General features: G+C 72.2%; 14 protein-coding genes. 12 read left to right on the forward strand and 2 right to left on the reverse strand.

What is annotated here, in order from left to right; translation table 11 throughout:
* Positions 1 to 2: 2 nt before the first annotated feature.
* Both WBG79_RS03225 and cysD read left to right on the forward strand, forming a co-directional pair.
* Positions 3 to 2,570, forward strand: coding sequence for a YbcC family protein (locus tag WBG79_RS03225; RefSeq protein WP_337355669.1), 2,568 nt, complete (start codon positions 3 to 5; stop codon positions 2,568 to 2,570).
* A 29-nt stretch (positions 2,571 to 2,599) separates the two neighbouring features.
* Positions 2,600 to 3,547 carry a sulfate adenylyltransferase subunit CysD gene (cysD, locus tag WBG79_RS03230; protein ID WP_337357878.1) on the forward strand — a complete coding sequence of 316 codons (948 nt, stop codon included), beginning with the start codon at positions 2,600 to 2,602 and terminating at the stop codon, positions 3,545 to 3,547.
* Positions 3,548 to 3,584: 37 nt separating this feature from the next.
* Here cysD and ccoG read toward each other — a convergent pair whose 3' ends face one another.
* On the reverse strand, positions 3,585 to 5,006 hold the full coding sequence (gene ccoG, locus WBG79_RS03235) for a cytochrome c oxidase accessory protein CcoG (RefSeq protein ID WP_337355670.1): 1,422 nt from the start codon (positions 5,004 to 5,006) through the stop codon (positions 3,585 to 3,587).
* A gap of 230 nt (positions 5,007 to 5,236) precedes the next feature.
* Between ccoG and WBG79_RS03240 the strand changes: the two genes are divergently transcribed.
* Positions 5,237 to 5,884 (forward strand): GntR family transcriptional regulator, encoded by a 648-nt coding sequence (locus tag WBG79_RS03240; RefSeq protein ID WP_337355671.1) that lies wholly within the window; start codon positions 5,237 to 5,239, stop codon positions 5,882 to 5,884.
* Here WBG79_RS03240 and WBG79_RS03245 read toward each other — a convergent pair.
* The gene (locus tag WBG79_RS03245; protein WP_337355672.1) at positions 5,877 to 6,929 is read right to left on the reverse strand and encodes a phosphotriesterase family protein; all 1,053 of its coding nucleotides are present in this window, start codon (positions 6,927 to 6,929) and stop codon (positions 5,877 to 5,879) included. The genes WBG79_RS03240 and WBG79_RS03245 overlap by 8 nt on opposite strands.
* 128 nt (positions 6,930 to 7,057) lie before the next feature.
* On the opposite strand from WBG79_RS03245, the gene WBG79_RS03250 reads away from it, so the two are divergent.
* The 9 genes from WBG79_RS03250 (at position 7,058) to WBG79_RS03290 (ending at position 18,163) form a co-directional block, all read left to right on the forward strand.
* Positions 7,058 to 7,954 carry an ABC transporter substrate-binding protein gene (locus WBG79_RS03250; RefSeq protein WP_337355673.1) on the forward strand — a complete coding sequence of 299 codons (897 nt, stop codon included), beginning with the start codon at positions 7,058 to 7,060 and terminating at the stop codon, positions 7,952 to 7,954.
* A gap of 130 nt (positions 7,955 to 8,084) precedes the next feature.
* Positions 8,085 to 8,798, forward strand: coding sequence for an amino acid ABC transporter permease (locus WBG79_RS03255; RefSeq protein WP_337355674.1), 714 nt, complete (start codon positions 8,085 to 8,087; stop codon positions 8,796 to 8,798).
* Entirely contained in the window at positions 8,788 to 9,582 is a 795-nt protein-coding gene (locus WBG79_RS03260; protein ID WP_337355675.1) for an aspartate dehydrogenase domain-containing protein, read from the forward strand. The genes WBG79_RS03255 and WBG79_RS03260 overlap by 11 nt, the downstream gene beginning before the upstream one ends.
* Positions 9,583 to 9,601: 19 nt before the next feature.
* A complete protein-coding gene (locus WBG79_RS03265) occupies positions 9,602 to 10,939 on the forward strand; it encodes a M20/M25/M40 family metallo-hydrolase (protein WP_337355676.1) in 1,338 nt (445 codons plus the stop codon).
* A gap of 136 nt (positions 10,940 to 11,075) precedes the next feature.
* The gene (gene dapA / locus WBG79_RS03270; RefSeq protein WP_337355677.1) at positions 11,076 to 11,972 is read left to right on the forward strand and encodes a 4-hydroxy-tetrahydrodipicolinate synthase; all 897 of its coding nucleotides are present in this window, start codon (positions 11,076 to 11,078) and stop codon (positions 11,970 to 11,972) included.
* A 10-nt stretch (positions 11,973 to 11,982) separates the two neighbouring features.
* Entirely contained in the window at positions 11,983 to 14,892 is a 2,910-nt protein-coding gene (locus WBG79_RS03275) for an FAD-dependent oxidoreductase (RefSeq protein ID WP_337355678.1), read from the forward strand.
* 187 nt (positions 14,893 to 15,079) lie between these two features.
* Positions 15,080 to 16,405: an ABC transporter substrate-binding protein gene (locus WBG79_RS03280; RefSeq protein ID WP_337355679.1), complete on the forward strand. Its 1,326-nt coding sequence runs from the start codon at positions 15,080 to 15,082 to the stop codon at positions 16,403 to 16,405.
* Positions 16,406 to 16,442: 37 nt separating this feature from the next.
* The gene (locus WBG79_RS03285) at positions 16,443 to 17,327 is read left to right on the forward strand and encodes a carbohydrate ABC transporter permease (protein WP_337355680.1); all 885 of its coding nucleotides are present in this window, start codon (positions 16,443 to 16,445) and stop codon (positions 17,325 to 17,327) included.
* A complete protein-coding gene (locus WBG79_RS03290) occupies positions 17,324 to 18,163 on the forward strand; it encodes a carbohydrate ABC transporter permease (protein WP_337355681.1) in 840 nt (279 codons plus the stop codon). The genes WBG79_RS03285 and WBG79_RS03290 overlap by 4 nt, the downstream gene beginning before the upstream one ends.
* Positions 18,164 to 18,166 lie beyond the last annotated feature (3 nt).

Here is an 18,166-nt window from a genome sequence, read left to right on the forward strand (position 1 = left end):
CCATGTCCCTCGCCGTCACAGTGCAAGCGGCACCGCTCCCCGAGGTCGCTGCGGTCGCTCCGGTCCCGGCTCCCGCCGCCGACGTCGCCGAAATCGTCCCGACCGCGATCGCGGAAGCCTGCGGCCGCATCGCGCCGCTCTGGCCCCTGCGCAGCTTCGTCGCCGTCAACCCCTTCCTGGGCTTCGCCGGGCAGAGCTTCGAGGCGACCGCCGCCCGGCTGCAGCGGATCGCCCGCATCCGCATGCTGATGCCCCGGTCGTTCTACAGGCAGGCCTTCGAGGCCGGGGAGTTCGGCCACGAGGATCTGGCGGCCGCCCTCGCCCGGACGCCGCGCAGCCTGGCCGGGCCCGCCACCATCCAGGCCCTGAAGGACGCGCTCTGGGCCCCGCCGGCCCGTGGCCGGAAGCCGCGGGCGGTGGTCGCGACCGTGGCGGAGGTGCTCGACCGGCTCGCCGCCGGCGACCGGCACGCCTCCCGGACGGCCTTCATGATCGACGAGATCTCGCGCTGGTGCGCCGCCTACTTCGACGAGGGCCAGGCCGCCTGGCGGCTGCCCGGCCGCGACCGGACGCCTTACCGGGCGTGGCGGGAGACGATGAGGCACGACCGGAACGCCGAGGCAATGGGAATCACCGGCTTCCGCAAGGCCATCGCCGCCCTGCCGGACGATCCGGAGGCCGCCATCACGGAGGTGGTCCGCGACCTCGGCATCCCCCCGCGGGCGGTCGCCGACTACCTGACCCGGGCCTTCCTCGACATCGGCGGCTGGGCCGCCTACGCACGCCATCGGGCCTGGACGCGGAACCTCCGGGGCGAGGCCGACACCGTCATGGTCGACCTCCTGGCGATCCGGCTCGTCTGGGGCTACGCGCTCTTCCGCGAGCGGCAGGACCCGGAATTCCGGGCCGCCTGGATGGCCGCCATGGCGGAGGCCGCCGCCCTGCCGGGCGACGAGCAGCTCGGCGACGACCCCGATCTCGCGGTCGACCTGCTCCTACAGGCCGCCTACGAAAACAGCCGGCAAAGGAACCTGGTCGCCACGCTCGCGGCGGGCGCCGCCCGCCCGGTGGTGCCGGCCGCCCGGAAGTCCGTCCAGGCGGCCTTCTGCATCGACGTCCGCTCCGAACTCTACCGGCGGGCGATCGAGACCGTCGCGCCGGATCTCGACACCATCGGCTTCGCCGGCTTCTTCGGCTTCCCGATCGAGTACGTTCCGATCGGCCAGGAGCGCGGCCAGGCCCAGTGCCCGGTGCTCCTCGCCCCCGCCTTCACGGTCTGCGAGGCTGTCGTCGACGCCAGCCCCGCGGAGGAGACCGCCGTGCTCGACCTGAGGCGGATGCGGCGGCAGGTCGGTCATGCCTGGAAGGCCTTCAAGGCCTCCGCGGTGTCCTGCTTCGCCTACGTGGAGACGGCCGGGCTCGGCTTCGCCGCCAAGCTCGTCGGCGACGGCCTCGGCCTGACCCGGCCCGTGCCCCATCCCCTGCACGAAGGGTTGGACCGGTCGGTCCTCGCCCGCCTCGGCCCCTCCCTGGTGCCGGGCCAGGCGGGCGGACGGCGGACGGGCTTCGACGCCGACCAGCGGGTCGCGATGGCGGAGGCCGTGCTCAGGGCCATGTCCCTGACGGACGGCTTCGCCCGCCTCGTCCTCCTCGTCGGCCACGGCAGCACGTCCGTCAACAACCCGCACGCGGCCGGGCTCGATTGCGGCGCCTGCGGCGGCCATACGGGCGAGGCCAACGCGCGGGTCGCCGCCGGCATCCTCAACGATCCCGCCGTCCGGGCCGGCCTGGCCCGGCGCGGCATCGCGGTCCCCGCGGACACCTGGTTCGTGCCGGCGCTCCACGACACCACCACGGACGCCGTGACCCTGTTCGACCGGCAGGCGGTCCCCGCCTCGCACGGCGCGGAGCTCGCGCGGCTGGAGGGCTGGCTCGCCGAGGCCTCCGCGCTGGTGCGGCTCGAGCGGTCGGGCGCCCTGGGCGTGGGGCCGGACGAGGCCGACACCGCCCTGCCGGCCCGCGCGATGGACTGGTCGCAGGTCCGGCCGGAATGGGGCCTCGCCGGCAACGCCGCCTTCGTGGCCGCGCCGCGGCACCGCACCGCCGGCCTCCGGCTGGACGGCCGCGCCTTCCTGCACAGCTACGACTGGCGGGCGGACACGTCCGGATCGGTCCTGGAGCTGATCATGACCGCCCCCATGGTGGTCGCGAGCTGGATCAACCTCCAATACTTCGGCTCGACGGTGAACAATCGGGTCTTCGGCTCCGGCAACAAGGTCCTGCACAACGTCGTCGGCCAGCTCGGCGTCCTCGAGGGCAACGGCGGCGACCTGCGGGTCGGCCTGCCCTGGCAGTCGCTGCATGACGGCCGGAAGTTCGTCCACGAGCCTGTGCGCCTCTCCGTCTTCGTCGAGGCGCCCGAGGAGCGGATCGATGCCGTCCTGGTGAAGCATGCCGGCGTGCGCGAACTCGTGGAGAACGGCTGGCTGACGCTCTTCGCGATCGCCGACGACGGCGGGCTCCTGCGCCGCGCGCGGCGGGGCGGCTGGACCGCGGAGGTCCGCCCGTGAACGCCCCCGTCACGACGTCCCCGGCCGCCCTGTCCTCGCCGCAGCCGGAGGGCCCCGCCGACCCCGGCCGGGCCGTCCGGCTCGGGGGCAACCTCGGACGGCTCGAGAGCGAGGCGATCCACATCATCCGCGAGGCGCTGACCGAGGCGGACAACCCCGTGCTGCTGTTCTCGGGCGGCAAGGACTCGACCGTGCTGGCGGCGCTGGCGGCCCGGGCCTTCTGGCCCCAGCTGCCGCCGATGCCGCTGCTCCACGTCGACTCCACCTTCGAGTTCGACGAGACCATCGAGTTCCGCAACGCCTTCGCGGAGCGCCTCGGCTACCGCCTGATCGTCGAGGCCAACGAGGAGGGCCGGTTGCAGGGCATCAACCCCTTCACGCACGGCTCCGCCCTCTATACCGAGGTCATGCGCACGCAGGCCCTGAAGGCGGCGCTCGACCGGCATCGCTTCGACGTGGTCCTCGGCGGCGCGCGTCGTGACGAGGAGAAGACCCGCGCCAAGGAGCGTGTCTTCTCGATCCGGTCGGCCAACCACGGCTGGGACCCCCGCAACCAGCGCCCCGAGCTGTGGGCGCTCTACAACGGGCGCCTCGCCAAGGGCCAGACCGTCCGCGTCTTCCCCCTCTCCAATTGGACGGAGGCGGACATCTGGACCTACATCGCGGCCCGCGGCCTGCCGATCGCGCCTCTCTACTTCGCGGCCGAACGGGCCACCGTGGAGCACGAGGGGGCGCTCCTCGTCGTCAACGACGATCGCTATCCCTGGAAGCCCGGAGAGATCGCCGTACCGCGCCGCGTGCGCTTCCGGACCGTCGGCTGCTGGCCGGTGACGGGGGCCATTGCGTCCGAGGCCGACACGCTCGCCAAGGTCCTGGCCGAGACCCTCACCGCCTCCACCTCCGAGCGCCAGGGCCGTCTGATCGACCGCGACGACGGCGGCTCCCTGGAGCAGAAGAAGCGCGACGGCTACTTCTGACGCGCCGGGGCGCGGCCCGCCCGTGCCGCGCCTCGCTTCAGGGGCGATGGAAACGCTCCGCCAGGCGGGCCACCACGCTCCCGGCCCCGTCGCGCAGCACGAAGGCGATGTCGCCGGTCGGCCCGTCCGGGGCGAAGACGCTGACCCGGACCTTCTCCGTGTCGGACGGATCGGCCTTCAGCGGGAGCGCCCCGGCCTCGGACCCCGGTTCGGCGGAAACCGCCAGCGTGGCGCCCGGCCGGCCCTCGACCGTCAGCTGGATGGCGAGCGGCTCCCGGCCCGAATTGGTCAGCCGGAACTCGTAGCCGTTGCGGATCCGCCCGTCCGACAGCGCCACGCCGAGCGGGCTCTTGTCGTGGCTGACCGCGATCTCGTAGCCGGCGCGCGTCGATACCGACACCGCCAGGCCCGCCACGATCGCCGCAACGGCGGCCGCCAGCCCGAGCACCTTGGGCCGGAACGGCCGTGCCGGCTGCCGGGCCTCGCCGGTGCGCCCCCGCTCGATGTTGGTCCAGGTCTCGTAGTCGATCAGCCCGCGCGCGCGGCCGAGCTTCTCCATGGTGCCGTCGCAGGCGTCGACGCAGAGGCCACAGTTGATGCAGGCGATGTTCGGCCCCTGCCGGATGTCGATCCCCATCGGGCAGACGTTGACGCAGGCCGCGCAGTCCACGCAGTCACCGGCGGGCTTCCCGGCCGCCCGCGCGGCGGCCGCCTTCTTGACCGACATGCGCTCTTCGCCGCGATGGTCGCGGTAGTTCACCGTCAGCGCCTCCGGGTCCCAGATTGCGCCCTGCAGCCGCGGCCAGGGGCACATGTAGGTGCACACCTTCTCGCGGCCGAAGCCCGCGAGTGCGTAGGTCAGCCCCGTGAAGACCGCGATGATCATGACGGCGGCCGACGAGGCCGTGCCGGTGAGGAGCTCCCGGACGAGCGTCGGCGCGTCCGCGAAATAGAGCATGATCGCCCCGCCGGTCGCCGCCGCGATGATCAGCCAGAGCGCATGCTTCAGCGCGATCTCGCCGATCCGCCGCGCCGTCAGCGGCTGGCCGAGTTTCCGCAGCCGATCGCGGCGATCGCCTTCGATCCGGCGCTCCACCAGCATGAAGAGATCCGACCACACCGTCTGCGGGCAGAAGAAGCCGCACCAGACGCGGCCCGCGAGCGCATTGGCGAGGACCAGCACGACCGTGGCGAGGACGAGAAGGACCGTCAGGTAGTAAAGTTCCTGCGGCCGGATCTCGAGCCCGAAGAGGTGGAAGCGGGCATTGGCGAGGTCGAGCATGATCGCCTGCCCCGGCCGCCCGGGTCCCCGGTCCCAGCGCAGGAAGGGGAGTGCATAGTAGACCGCCAGGCACGCGCCGTGCAGGCCCCACTTGAGTCGGCGATAGGTCCCCATCACCGATTGCGGGACAACCGGGGAGGCGGGCAGGCCGAGCTTCAGGGTCGGGGCGTTGGACATGGACGTCTCCTCGGGACGCCCTGGGATGGCACGGGGCCGCGCCCCGCCGCTTGACGGCGGTCAAGCCCCACCGGCCAGCGGTGCCCGCCGCGGCCCCCGCGGCCCCCGCGGCCCCCGCGGCCCCCGCGGCCCCCGCGGCCCCCGCGGCCCCAGCGGGCCGTGCTCGCCGGGGTGGTTCCCAAAGCGAAGGTCTGCTTGTATATGCGCGGTATGCAGAAGGCCTGGTGCTCATGAGCGTCGAATCAGCCGACCAGGGTCCGGCCAACCTCTCCGGATTCGCCTACCGGGCGATCTCGGACATGATCCGTCGCCACGAGCTGAAGTCCGGCGACCCGATCGTCGAGGCGAAGCTCGCCGACGCGCTCGCCATCTCGCGCACGCCGATCCGCGAGGCGCTGCAGCGGCTCGAGGGCGAGGGCCTGATCGTCAAGGCGGCCGGCCGGTCTTTCATGGTGCGCCGCGTCACCCTTACCGAGTACCTGCAGAGCCTGAAGGTGCGCGAGATCCTGGAGGCGGAGGCCGCCGCGGCGGCGATCGGCCGCATCCCGGAGGCCGCCTTCGAGGAGGTCCGGCGGGACATCGAGGCGAGCACCTCCGGCGCCTACTCCCGCGACGCCCACTGGAACACCGACGCCAAGCTGCACAACCTCTTCATCGACGCCTGCGGCAACGAGATCATGGCCTCCATGATCCGCGCGCTCAGGGCGACCACGCATCTTTTCGAAATCGCGCGGCTCCAGGACCGCCTGAAGCCCGACAACACCGAGCACCTGGCGATCATCGACGCGATCCGGTCGGGCGACCCGAAGGCGGCGCGCCGGGCGACCCAGCAGCACATCCGCAGCCTCTATCGATTTGCCCTGGAAGTGATCAGCTAGCCCCGATCGTGAGCAGGCGCCGGGGCGTGTCGACCAGCATCCTGTCGATCTCCGCCTGCACGAAGCCGCGGTCGCGCATGAGCGGCACCGCATTCGACAGGATGTGGCCGTAGCCGTGCCCGCCGAGCGAGCGCAGGCGCGAGCGGGTGCAGATGTCGTGCGAAATGGCGACGCGGTCGCCGAGCCCGGCCTCGAACAGCGCCCGGATGGCGCGGATCCGCATCCAGTCGTTCGGGATGTCCAGGATGCCCAGCCAGTAGTTCGAGTGCTCGATCCCGAAGAAGTCGTACTCGACCACGGCCCCGCGGCGCGCCAGCGCGATCACGTCGGCGACGTCGAGCAGCGTGCGGTCCATGTGGCCGACGACCACGCGGCCCGGGTCGGCGCCCTCCGCCTCCAGGATGTCGAGGATCTCGAACGGTGCCACACGGTCGCGCCCCGGATGGATCGTGATCGCCGCGCCGGTCGCCGCCTGGGCGCGCGCCGCGGCCCTGAGCGAACGCGCCTCGAACGGGGTGAGCGGCCACGAGCAGCCGATCTCGCCGATGATGCCGCAGCGGACCGCCGTGCCCCAGGCGCCGCGCTCGACCTGCCCGACGACGATCTCGGTCAGCGCCTCGGTCGGCAGCGCCAGGGTCTCGGGGTCCAGGTAGGGCTCGGTGTAGAAGCCCGCGCCCATCACCACGTGGATGCCGCTCGCCTGCGCGATGGCGACGAGGCCCTGAGGGTCGGGGCGGATGCCGCCGGTCGTGACGTCCACGATCGTGCCGCCGCCCGCCTCCCGGAAGAGCGTGGCCTCGCGGGCCGCGCGGCCGACGTCCCGGAGCCGGTGGTTGCCGTGGTGATGGCCGGGCCGGTAGCCGAAGTCGAAGACGGTCTCGAGCGTGATCTCCGCCTGGGGAAGGTCCAGGTCGCGGGTGGCCGGGGGCGTCAGGTCGCAGAGCAGGTGCTCGTGCAGGAGCGTCGGCCCGAGCGCCGCCGGGGCCACGGGCCCGAGCACGGTGACGACATGGCCGCGCGCTTCGAGATCGCCCGTCTCAGCCATGTCGCGTTCCCCACCCAGTCCGGTCCCGACCCGCCGCCCCCTTGTGGGATGGCCCTCGATTTGCATACTGGTTGTATGCGGACAGCGGCGGTGAGACAAGCCGCAAGGGTCCGGGACAGGGGACAGCGATGACCAGGACGAGCGACCGAGACAGCATCCTCCATCCCCCGGCGGGCGGCATGGGCCGGCCGGACCGGCGCGGCTTCCTGGCCGGTGCCGGCGCGCTCGTCGGCGGCGCCGCGCTCGGCGTCCGCCCGGCGCGCGCCCAGGCGAAGCTCGCGCCCCCGAACATCATCAAGGCCGGGACGCTGGTCATGTCGATCAACCCGACCCTGCCGCCGCTGCAGTTCGTCGACGACAAGGGCGAGCTCCAGGGCATGCGCGTCGAACTCGGCAACGCCGTCGCCAAGAAGCTCGGCCTCACCCCCGAATACGTGCGGATCGAATTCGCCGCCATGGTGCCGGGCCTCGCCGCGAAGCGGTGGGACATGATCAACACCGGCATCTTCTGGACCGAGGAACGGTCCAAGCTGATGTACATGGTCCCCTACGAGCGGGCGGCGATCAGCTTCCTGGTCTCGCGCGGCAACCCGCTCGGCATCACCAAGTGGCAGGATCTCGCCGGCAAGGCCGTCTCGGTCGAGCTCGGCGGCATCGAGGAGCGCCGCACCCGCGAGGTCGACGCCATGCTGAAGAAGGAAGGCCTCGCCGGGCTCGACATCCGGACCTTCAACAATTTCGCCGAGTCCTTCCAGGCCTTGCGCGCCCGCCAGGTCGACGCCGCCACCTCCATCGACGCGACCGCCATGTTCTGGCAGGGCAGGGGCGACTTCACCCGCGCGGTCGCGGGCCTCTTCCCGCAGACCGCGACCTTCGCCTTCGCCGACAAGACCCTCGCGCTCGCGGTGGTCGACGCCCTCAACGCCCTGCGCAAGGAGGGCTATTACGACAGCCTCTTCGACCGCTACGGCGTGCTGAAGATCGAAAGCGACACCTTCGCGATCCAGGGCCCCGGGCCGGGCTGACCGGCTCCTCCCGCCGGACCGTCTCACCGGGCGCGGCGGCAAGGCCGCGCCCGCTCACGCGCGGGGCCGCGCTCGCGCCCCGTGCCGCGCGCCCTGGCCCTTCCGGGCGGGGCCGGCCGCTGGAGTCCCGATGAAGATCTGGAACTGGGAAGGCTTCTTCGGCTACTTCGTCAACACCTACCTGCTGACCGGCGCGCTGGTCACGCTGGCGCTGACGGCCGCCACCCTGGCGATCGGCTTCGTCCTCGGCATGGGGCTGGTGCTGTTCCGCCTGTCGGGCAACCCGATCCTCGCCGGCTACGCCCGCTTCCACGTCTGGCTCTTCCGCGGCACGCCACTGCTCGTCCAGCTGATCATCATCTACACCGGCCTGCCGCAGCTCGGCATCGCCCGCTTCACGGTGATCCAGTCGGCGCTGATCGGCCTCGCCCTCAATGAGGCCGCCTACCTCTCCGAGATCCTGCGCGGCGGCATCCTGTCGGTCCCGCAGGGCCAGCGCGACGCCGCCTACGCGCTCGGCCTCAACCGGTCCAAGACCTTCGTGTTCGTGATCCTGCCGCAGGCCCTGCGGGTCTCTATCCCCGCGCTCGGCAATTCGGTCAACGGGCTCCTGAAGACCACCTCGATCGCCTCCGTGATCTCCATGGAGGAACTGCTCCGCCGCGGGCAGATCCTCATGCAGCAGCGCTTCGAGGTTCTGGAGGTTTTCGTCTGCATCGCCATCCTGTACCTCGCCATGACGTCGATGTGGGAACTGGTCCAGCGGCGCATCGAGGCCCATTTCGGCCGCGCGCACGCCACCAAGGCGGTCGAGACCGAGGAGCTCGCCCGCGATGCCCGCTGAACCCGGGGCGGCGTCGCGCACCGGCTGCGCCATCCTCGGCCAGGGGCGCCTCGGGCGCCTGATCGCCGAGGCGCTGCTGGCCGACCCGGACGGCCCGGCGCTGGTCGGGACGCTCGGGCGGGGAGGGCGATCGGGGCCGGCCGCCGCCGCGAGCCTCGACGAGATCCTGGCGCGCCGTCCGGCCGTGGTGGTCGAATGCGCCTCCGCCGAAGCGCTGGCCGCGGCGGGTCCCTCGGTCCTCGCCGCCGGTGCCGTCCTTGTGCCCCTCTCGCTCGCCGCCTTCGCGGACGAGGACGCCGCGTCCCGCCTGACCGAGGCAGCCCGCCGAGGGCCCGGGCGCATCGAGATCCCGTCGGGCGCCGCCGGCGCCCTCCCGCTCGTCGCCGCGGCGCTGGTCGCCGGGCTCCGGTCGGTCGCCTTCCGCCAGGCCTACCCCGTCGCGGGCTGGCGCGGCACGGCGGCGGAAGGACTCGTCGATCTCGACGCCATCCGGGAGGCGACCACCGTCTTCCGCGGCAGCGCCCGCGAGGCCGCGCGCCTCTTTCCGCGCAATCTCAACGCCGCCACCGGCGTGGCGCTCGCCGGCCTCGGCCTCGACCGCACCCATGTCGAACTGCTCGCCGACCCGGGCCTGCCCGGCGTCCGCTACGACCTCGCCCTCGACGCGGAACCGGGACCGGTCCGGCTGACGATCGGGCCGCGCCCGGGCGGCAGCGGGCCGGACTACACCGCCTACACGGTCCTGGCCCACCTCCGGCGCCGCGTCGCCCGGATCGCGATCTGAACCCGGGAGGAGACGCGCCATGACCGACAGGCCCGATCCGCAGGACGCCCTCGACCGCATCCTGCGTGCCGCGCCGGGCCGGCGGGACGCGGCCGTCGCCCTCCTGCGCGCGCTCGTCGCCGCCCAGCGCGACGGCGAGACCGCCGTGCAGGCCCGGTTGGCCGAAGCCTTCGCGGCGGCGGGGGCGGCTGTCTCTGAGCACCGCTACGATCCCGCCGCGGTGCCGCTCGTCGGCGAGTTCGCCTCGGGCCGCGCCGCGACGCCGGGGCACCGGACCTGCCTCGTCGGACGGCTCCCAGGGACCGGCACGGGCCGCAGCCTCATCCTCTTCGCCCATCCCGACAGCGAGCCGGTCGCCGACGCGGACCGCTGGAGCCGCGACCCCTTTGCGGGCGTCGTCGACGGCGGCCGCCTTTACGGCTGGGGCGTGGCCGACGACCTCGCCGGGGTCGCCGCCATGGCGAGCGCCGTCGATCTCCTGCGCGCGGCGGGCTTACGGCCGGCCGGGGACGTGATCCTGGCCTCCACCCCGAGCAAGCGGGATGCGCGCGGCGTCGCCGCCCTGCTCCAGGCCGGCCTCGCCGCCGACGCGGCGGTCTACCTGCATCCGGCCGAATCGGGCGCGGGGCTGCGGGAGGTGAAGGCCTTCGCGTCCGGCCAGGTCGAGTTCCTGGTCACCGTCGCCGGCCGGGCTCCGGACACCACCGAGCCGCACCAGACCGGCTTCGCCCACCGGGCGGTCGATCCTGTCGCCAAGGCCATGCTGGTCGTCGACGCGTTGCGCCGGCTGGACGCCGAGCGGGCCGGGCGCATCCGCCACCCGCTGCTCCAGGCCGCGGTCGGCCGCTCCACCAACCTGCTGGTCTCCCACCTGTCGGCCGGGTCGGCGGACGCGCTCTCCCGCTGTCCGACCTCCTGCACCGTCGGCGGTGCCGTCTCGTTCCCCCCGCCCGAGACCCTCGACGACGTGCGCCGGGAGATCGAGGCGGCGATCCGGGCCGCCGCCGCGGGCGATCCCTGGCTCGCCGCGCATCCGCCCGAGGTCCAGTGGGTCGCGGGCGTGACCGGGGCCGAGACCCGCAGCGGCGACCTGCTCTTCCGGGCGGTCGCGGCGGCCGTCTCCGCCGTTACGGGCGCGGAGCCCTTCGTCAACCCCATGCACACGGCGAGCGACATCCGCAACCCGATCGTCCAGAAGGACATCCCGACCGTCGGCCTCGGCCCGCTCGGCGGCGACCTGACCCAGAACGGTCGCACCGACGAGTGGGTGGACCTGGAGGATCACTGTCGCATGGTCGTGGTGGCGGCCGGCATCGTCGCGCTCTGGTGCGGCGTGACCGAAGCGGCGGCGCCGTGAGGACGGGGCCGGGGGCGAGCGATGCCAGGGCGGGGCTTGCCTTCCGGGGCGGGACGAATTCGTATACAGATTGCATGCCGAACCGGCGGGACACGCGAGTCCCTGTCGGCCGGGCGCGACACGGAGGCAGCCAGGAATGAAGCCCTTCCGCGGAACCTACACCGTGATGGTCACCCCCTTCGACGCGGCGGGTGCGGTCGACATCGACGCGCTCCGCCGCTTCGTCGACTGGCAGATCGCGGAGGGCATCCACGGCCTGATCCCGCTCGGCTCGACCGGGGAGTTCCTGTCGCTCTCCAACGACGAGATCGCGGCCGTGGTGGAGACGACCGTGAAGACGGCGGCCGGCCGCGTGCCGGTCATCGTGGGGACGGGCGCGGAGGACACCCGCGAGGTCGTCCGCAAGAGCCGGGAGGCCGAGGCGCTCGGGGCCGACGGGGTGATGATCATCCCGCCCTTCTACTGCACGCCGAGCGAGGACGAACTCTTCCACCATTACAAGACGGTCGCCGCCGCGATCGACATTCCCATCATGGTCTACAACAACCCGGCGGTGACCAACGTCGACCTGACCCCGCGCATCCTCGCCCGCATCAGCGAGATCGACGGCTGCGACTACGTCAAGGAATCGACCCTCGAGGTGACCCGGGTGCGCGACATCATCCGGCTCTGCGGCGACCGGATGACGGTCTTCGGCGGCGTCCTCGGCTTCGAATCCTTCGTGGAGGGCGCCAGGGGCTGGGTCGCGGTCGCTTCGAACGTCGCGCCGAAGCCCATGGCGCGGCTCTTCGAACTCGTCGCCGACGAGGGCCGGATCGCCGAGGCGCATGCGCTCTACCTGCAATGGCTGCCGATTATCGAGGCGGTGTTCGGACCGCTCTTCGTCTCCGGCACGAAGTCGCTGCTGAACCACATGGGCTTCGGCGCCGGCCTGCCGCGGCCGCCCCGGCTGCCGCTGCCGGCCCCGCAGGACGCCGACATGGCGGGTCTGTGCGAGCGCTTCGGCCTGCGCTTCCCCGACGCCACGTCCTGAGGCGCCCGCCTTGCGCCTCGGCGACGGCCGCACCGACTGCACCATCCTGGTCGACGACCGGCCGCTCGCGGCGGTCGCCGGCGAGACGGTCGCCGCCACTCTGATGGCCCATGGTCTGGCGGAGCAGTCGGTCGGGCCCGGTGGCGAGCCGCGCGGGCTCTTCTGCGGCATGGGCGTCTGCCACGACTGCCTCGTCGCCATCGACGGCCGGGCCGGCCAGCGGTCCTGCCTCGTGACCGTGACGCCCGGCATGGTCGTCCGGCGCAAGACCTCCCCCCGGACCGACCTCGCCGGCCTCGCCGACCTCGCGCCCCTGCCGGCGGGACCGATTCCCCTGGAAACCGTGGGCCTCGCCGTGGTCGGCGCCGGGCCGGGCGGTCTCGCCGCCGCCATCGCGGCCGCGGAGGCGGGCGTCGCCGTCGTCGTCCTCGACGAGCGGCCGAAGCCGGGCGGCCAGTACTACAAGCAGCCCGCCGCCCGGCCCGCCCTCGCCGACGATGCCCAGTTCGCCGCCGGCCGGAGGCTGATCGAGCGCGCGCAGGCGGCCGGCGTGGTGTTCCGGTTGGGCACGCTCTGCTGGGGCGCGGTGCGCGGCGAGGATGGCGTCGAACTCGAGCTCTACGCCGAGGGTCGGTTCGTCCGGCTCCTCGCCGGCCGGCTCGTCGTCGCGACGGGCGCCTACGAGCGTTCGCAGGCCGTGCCCGGCTGGACGCTGCCGGGCGTCATGACCACGGGCGCCTGCCAGACGCTCGTGCGCAGCGGCGCCGTGGCGCCGGGCCGGCGCGTGCTCTTCGCCGGCAACGGGCCGCTCCACCTGCAGACCGCCACCGAGGTGATCGTGGCCGGCGGCACGGTGGCGGCGGTTGCGGAACTCGCCGCGCCCCTCGCCGCCCTCCGCGCCGGCCTCGCCATGGCGGCCGCCTCGCCCGGCCTCGCCGCGCGCGGCCTCGCCGGGATTGCCCGGCTGCGCGCCGCAGGCGTGCCCCTCCTCTGGCGCCACGGCTTGCGCCGGATCGAGGGGGAGGGCCGCGCCGAGCGGGCCGTCCTGGCCCCGCTCGGGCCGGACGGACGCTTCCTCGAAGGCCGGGACGTGACGATCGAGGCCGACGCGGTCTGCCTTGGCGTCGGCTTCGCGCCCTCCTCCGAACTGCCCCGCCTTCTCGGCTGCGCCCACGAGGTGCCGCCCGGCGGCACCCACGCGGAGGTTCGCCGGGGCGACGACGGCGGCACATCCCTGCCGGACGTCTGGGTGGTCGGCGAGGCGGGCGGCTTCGGCGGCGCCCAGATCGCCGAGGCGCAGGGACGCCTGGCGGGCCTCGCCGCGGCCCGCTCGCTGGGCCGGACCGCCCCGGCGGATCCGCGCGCGGTCGGGGCCCTCGCCCGAGCACGGCGGTTCCAGCATGCGCTCTGGCGCGCCTTCGCGGTGCCGCCCGCGCCCGTACCGGACGACGCCGTGGTGGCCTGCCGTTGCGAGGGCGCGACCTTCGGCCGGCTCCGGGCGGTCGCCCGGGACGAGGCCGTCCCCGACGTGGCGAGCCTCAAGCGCCTGACGCGCGCCGGCATGGGCCGTTGCCAGGGCCGCTACTGCGCCGCCCACCTCGCCGCCATCGTGCCGGACCGCCCCGCCGGAGAGGCGGACCTGACCGCGCCGCAGATGCCGCTGAAGCCGGTCCCTGTCGCCGCCCTCGCGGTGGAGAAGCCCGAATGGGGCGGACACCGGCGCGCCCTCCTGCCGCCCGACCGCGCCGGCGACGCCGAGCCTCTCCCCATATCCGAGGCCGACACGGTCGTCATCGGGGCGGGCGTCGCCGGCCTCTCGACGGCCTACTATCTCGCCAGGGCGGGCCGGGAGGTGGTCGTGCTCGACGCCGGCCGCCCCAACGCGATGGCGTCCGGCGGCAACGCCGGCAGCCTGCACGTCCAGCTCCTCTCCTTCGACTTCGGCGCCAAGGCGGAGGCCGGCGGCTCCCCGGCCCTGAGGACGCTGCCCCTGCAGCGCGACTCCGTCCGGCTCTGGCGGGACCTCGAGCGGGAGACCGGCCGCGACTTCGAGATCGCCGTCACGGGCGGGCTGATGGTCGCCGAGACCGAGGCGGACCTGCGCTTCCTGGAGGCCAAGACGGCGCTGGAACGCTCGGTCGGGATTGACAGCACGGTCATCGGTCCGGCCGACCTCGCCTGCCTGGAGCCCGGCATCGCCGACCGCTTCCTGGGCGCCGCCTGGTGCCCCGAGGAGGGCAAGATCAACCCGCTGGTCGCCACCCCCGGCATCCTGGCCGGGGCGCGCGCGGCCGGCGCCCGGGTCTTCGACAGAACGATCGTGCGGGCCCTGGAGCGGCACGGCCCGGGCTTTCTCGTGTCGACCAACCGAGGGACGATCCGGGCCGGCCGGGTCGTCAACGCCGCGGGCGCCTTCGCGTCGCGGATCGGCGCCATGCTGGGCCTCGACGTGCCCGTCTTCGGCGCGCCCCTGCAGATGATCGTCACCGAACCGGCGGCCCCGACCGTGAAGGCGCTGGTCGCCCATGCCGACCGGCACCTGACGCTGAAGCAGGCCTCCAACGGCAGCTTCATCATCGGCGGCGGCTGGACGGCCGGCCTCGACCCCGTCCACCACCGGCCGAGACCGCTGCGCGAAAGCCTCGAGGGCAATCTCTGGATCGCCCAGCACGTCGTGCCGTCCCTGCGCAAGCTGCACGTCCTGCGCAGCTGGGCGGCGATGAACATCAACATCGACGGCGCGCCCATCCTCGGCGAGCATCCCCTGGCGCCGGGCTTCTACCTGGCCGTCACCTCCAACGGCTACACCCTCGGGCCCATGGTCGGCGCCATCACGGCCGACCTCGTCGCGCGCGGCCGCACCGACCGCGACATCGCGCCCTTCGCGATTGAGCGATTCGCGGGCGCCTCTCCGACCTGACGATTGCCTGACCAACTGTGCCCGCGCGATGGGCAGGTCCCGACGAGGGGTCGCGTATCCGCTCGGACCCTACGTCAGGTCCTGCATCCAGGGCCTCGCGACTGCCCCGAAATTGGAGTTGCCAAGAGGCGTGATCGGGTCGATTGTATAACAATGGTATTCCAACGGTGTGCCAAGGAGGCCCCGGATGCGACTGTCCCGCTACGCTCCCTCTCGTCGTGAACTTCTCAGACAGGCAGGCGCGGCAGCCGCGCTGTCGCTCGCCGGCAGCTTCCCGGAGGCCCGGGCGCAGAGCCCCGTGACGCTCCGGGTCATGACGCTCCAGCGGGCCCCGCTCCAGTTGAAGGCCTACGAAGCCATGGTGCAGGGCTTCGAGGCGGCCAACCCCAACATCAAGGTCTCGATCCTGCCGGTCTCGCAGACGGACCTCTGGCCGAAGCTCGCGGCAGCCTACGCAGGCGGCGACGTGCCCGACCTCGTGCTGCAGATCACGTCCGAGAACGCGGTCTCGCTCTACGGCCAGGGGCTGATCCATCCGGTCGACGACGTCGTCAAGGCGATCGGCGAGAGCGATTTCGAGCCGGCCGCCCTCAACCTCTTCAAGGACAAGGGCTCCTATTTCGCGGTGCCCGCCTCCAACAACTGCGTGTCGCTGCTCTGGTACCGCACGGACCTCCTGCAGGAGGCCGGGCTCGAGCCGCCGAAGACCTGGGACCAGATGGTCGCTGTCGCCAAGAAGCTGACCAAAGGCGACCAGTACGGCGCGTCGCTGCCCTACGGCAAGACGGCGATGACCAACAGCATCACCTGGACGCTGATCTACCAGGCCGGGGGCCGTGTCATCGCCCCCGACAATTCGGTCGTCTTCAACTCGGACGCCACGGTGGCGATGCTCGAGTTCATGAAGGAGATGCACGAATACGTGCCGCCGGGCGCGAACCGCTACGACTTCTTCGACGTGCTCAACGCCTACGTGACCGGCACCTCGGCGACCTGCATGTACACCGGCCGGACGATCGTCAACGTCAACACCGAGAACCCCAAGCTCGCCGACAAGATCTCGGTCGTGCCCTTCCCGCTGCGCAGTCTCGACCGGCCGTGGTGGTCGGGCGCCTTCGAGTCCATCATTATCCCGAAGGCGGCCAAGAACGTCGCTGCCGCCCGGCTCTTCGCCGCCTGGAACTTCAAGAAGCAGACCTACATCGACTTCATCAACGCCACGCCGGGCCACCAGATTCCGATGCTGAAGTCCGTGCTCGGCTCCCCCGAATATCTCAGCCATCCGCTCCTGGTGAAGTACCGCAAGGAACTGGACACCACCATCGACACGCTCTCGAAAGCGCGCGCGACCTGCAAGCCGACCGCCGACTATCCCCTCATCACCCGCGCCGGCGAGATCCAGAACAGCGGCATCTTCGCCGAGACGATCCAGAAGGTCGTCATCGAAGGAGAGAACCCGAAGACGGCCGCCGCCTGGGGCCAGGACCGCCTCGCTCGCCTGATGAAGTCGTGAGGGCGGACGGGCAGGGCCCTCGGGCAGGGGCGTCGGCATGAACCAGCGCGACCTGGGTCTCGGCTACCTGCTCCTGTCGCCGACCGTCCTCCTGCTCTGCGGCCTGCTCGGCTGGCCGCTGATCCAGGCGGTCCTGCTCAGCTTCTACGACATGCACCCGCTGACCCGGAAATTCGTCTGGGTTGGCCTCGGCAACTACGAGGACCTCTTCCAGGACGACATGTTCTGGCGGGCTCTCGGCAACAACTTCATCTGGCTCGCCGGTTCGCTGCTCCTGCAGATCGGCGGCGGGGTCGCGATCGCGCTGCTGCTCAATCGGTCCTTCCCCGGCCGGGGCCTCGCGCGCTCCCTGATCCTCTTCCCCTACCTGATGCCGGTCCTCGTCGCCGCGCTGGTCTGGCAGTGGATGCTGCACGACCTGAACGGCATCGTGAACTACGCCCTGACGTCGCTCGGCTTCCGCCGCGTCGACTGGCTCGGCGCCATGCCCAACGCCATGGTGACTGTCATCGTGGTCGGCAGCTGGCGCGTCTTCCCCTTCGTGGTCATCGCCGTGCTGGCCCGCCTCCAGTCCATCCCGCAGCAGCTCTACGAGGCGGCCGAGATCGACGGCGCCTCGCGCGTCGCCCGCTTCTGGGACGTCACCGTACCCCAGCTCGCCAACGTGCTCTCGGTCGTGGTCCTGCTCCGGGCGATCTGGGACTTCCGCGAGTTCGACCTGATCTTCCTGATGACCGGTGGCGGCCCGGTGATCGGCACCACGACGCTGCCGCTCCTCGTCTACAAGGAGGCTTTCGAGCTCTTCAAGATGGGCAAGGCGCTCGCCATCGCGGTGGTGATGCTCGGCTGCATGCTGGTGCTGATCGCCGCCTATCTCTTCACCCTGCGCAAGGCCTCCACCTCCGAGGAGATGCAGTCGTGACCCGGGCGATCGACTGGGCCGGCCGGGCCCTCCTCACCGCGGCGACCTGGATCCTGGTCGCCGCCGTGACGTTCCCGCTCTTCTGGATGCTCGGCACCGCCTTCAAGAAGCCGGCGGAGCTCTTCGTCAAGCCGCCGACCTTCGTGCCGCGCGAGCCGACGCTCGAGAACTTCGCCAATGTGCTGACCCAGACGAAGTTCCTGACCTATGCCTCCAACAGCCTGACGGTCGCGGTCGTCACCACCGTCTTCGTGCTCGTGGTCTCCACCCTCGGCGCCCACGCGCTCGTCTCGTTCCGCCTGCGCGGCCGCACGGTCGTCGCCCGAGCCCTGCTCCTCGCCTACATGCTGCCGACCACCGCGGTACTGATCCCGATCTACCTGATGATCGCCGGCTTCGGCCTGACCAACACGCTGACCGGCCTGATCGTCGCCTATTCGAGTCTGGCGCTTCCCTTCGCGCTCTGGATGATGCGCGCCTTCTTCGTCGGCATCCCGCCCGAGATCGAGGCCGCCGCCACCATCGACGGCGCGAGCCGCCTGGAGGCCTTCTTCGACGTGGTCCTGCCCCAGGCCCTCCCCGGCATCATCACGACCGGCGTCTTCACCTTCCTGCTCTGCTGGAACGAGTATCTCTACAGCCTGGTGATGATCAACGACGACAGCCGGCGGACCCTGCCGACCGGCATCATGGGCACCCTCGTCACCGGACACACCATCGAGTGGGGCATGGTCATGGCCGCCGCCTCGATGATGAGCGTGCCGCTCCTGCTCATCTTTCTCCTGCTGCAGCGCTACGTGGTCCAGGGCTTCGGCGCCGGCGCCGTGAAAGGGTAGATC

This window comes from Prosthecomicrobium sp. N25, assembly GCF_037203705.1.
GTDB lineage: Bacteria > Pseudomonadota > Alphaproteobacteria > Rhizobiales > Ancalomicrobiaceae > Prosthecodimorpha.

Excerpts from the sequence above, each read along its gene's own strand:
- WBG79_RS03260 (WP_337355675.1), top strand. The coding sequence starts at position 8,788 with ATGCCCGCTGAACCCGGGGCGGCGTCGCGCACCGGCTGCGCCATCCTC.
- dapA (WP_337355677.1), top strand. The coding sequence starts at position 11,076 with ATGAAGCCCTTCCGCGGAACCTACACCGTGATGGTCACCCCCTTCGAC.
- WBG79_RS03255 (WP_337355674.1), top strand. The coding sequence starts at position 8,085 with ATGAAGATCTGGAACTGGGAAGGCTTCTTCGGCTACTTCGTCAACACC.
- ccoG (WP_337355670.1), bottom strand. The coding sequence starts at position 5,006 with ATGTCCAACGCCCCGACCCTGAAGCTCGGCCTGCCCGCCTCCCCGGTT.
- WBG79_RS03225 (WP_337355669.1), top strand. The coding sequence starts at position 3 with ATGTCCCTCGCCGTCACAGTGCAAGCGGCACCGCTCCCCGAGGTCGCT.
- WBG79_RS03285 (WP_337355680.1), top strand. The coding sequence starts at position 16,443 with ATGAACCAGCGCGACCTGGGTCTCGGCTACCTGCTCCTGTCGCCGACC.
- WBG79_RS03245 (WP_337355672.1), bottom strand. The coding sequence starts at position 6,929 with ATGGCTGAGACGGGCGATCTCGAAGCGCGCGGCCATGTCGTCACCGTG.
- WBG79_RS03280 (WP_337355679.1), top strand. The coding sequence starts at position 15,080 with ATGCGACTGTCCCGCTACGCTCCCTCTCGTCGTGAACTTCTCAGACAG.
- WBG79_RS03240 (WP_337355671.1), top strand. The coding sequence starts at position 5,237 with ATGAGCGTCGAATCAGCCGACCAGGGTCCGGCCAACCTCTCCGGATTC.
- WBG79_RS03265 (WP_337355676.1), top strand. The coding sequence starts at position 9,602 with ATGACCGACAGGCCCGATCCGCAGGACGCCCTCGACCGCATCCTGCGT.
- WBG79_RS03250 (WP_337355673.1), top strand. The coding sequence starts at position 7,058 with ATGACCAGGACGAGCGACCGAGACAGCATCCTCCATCCCCCGGCGGGC.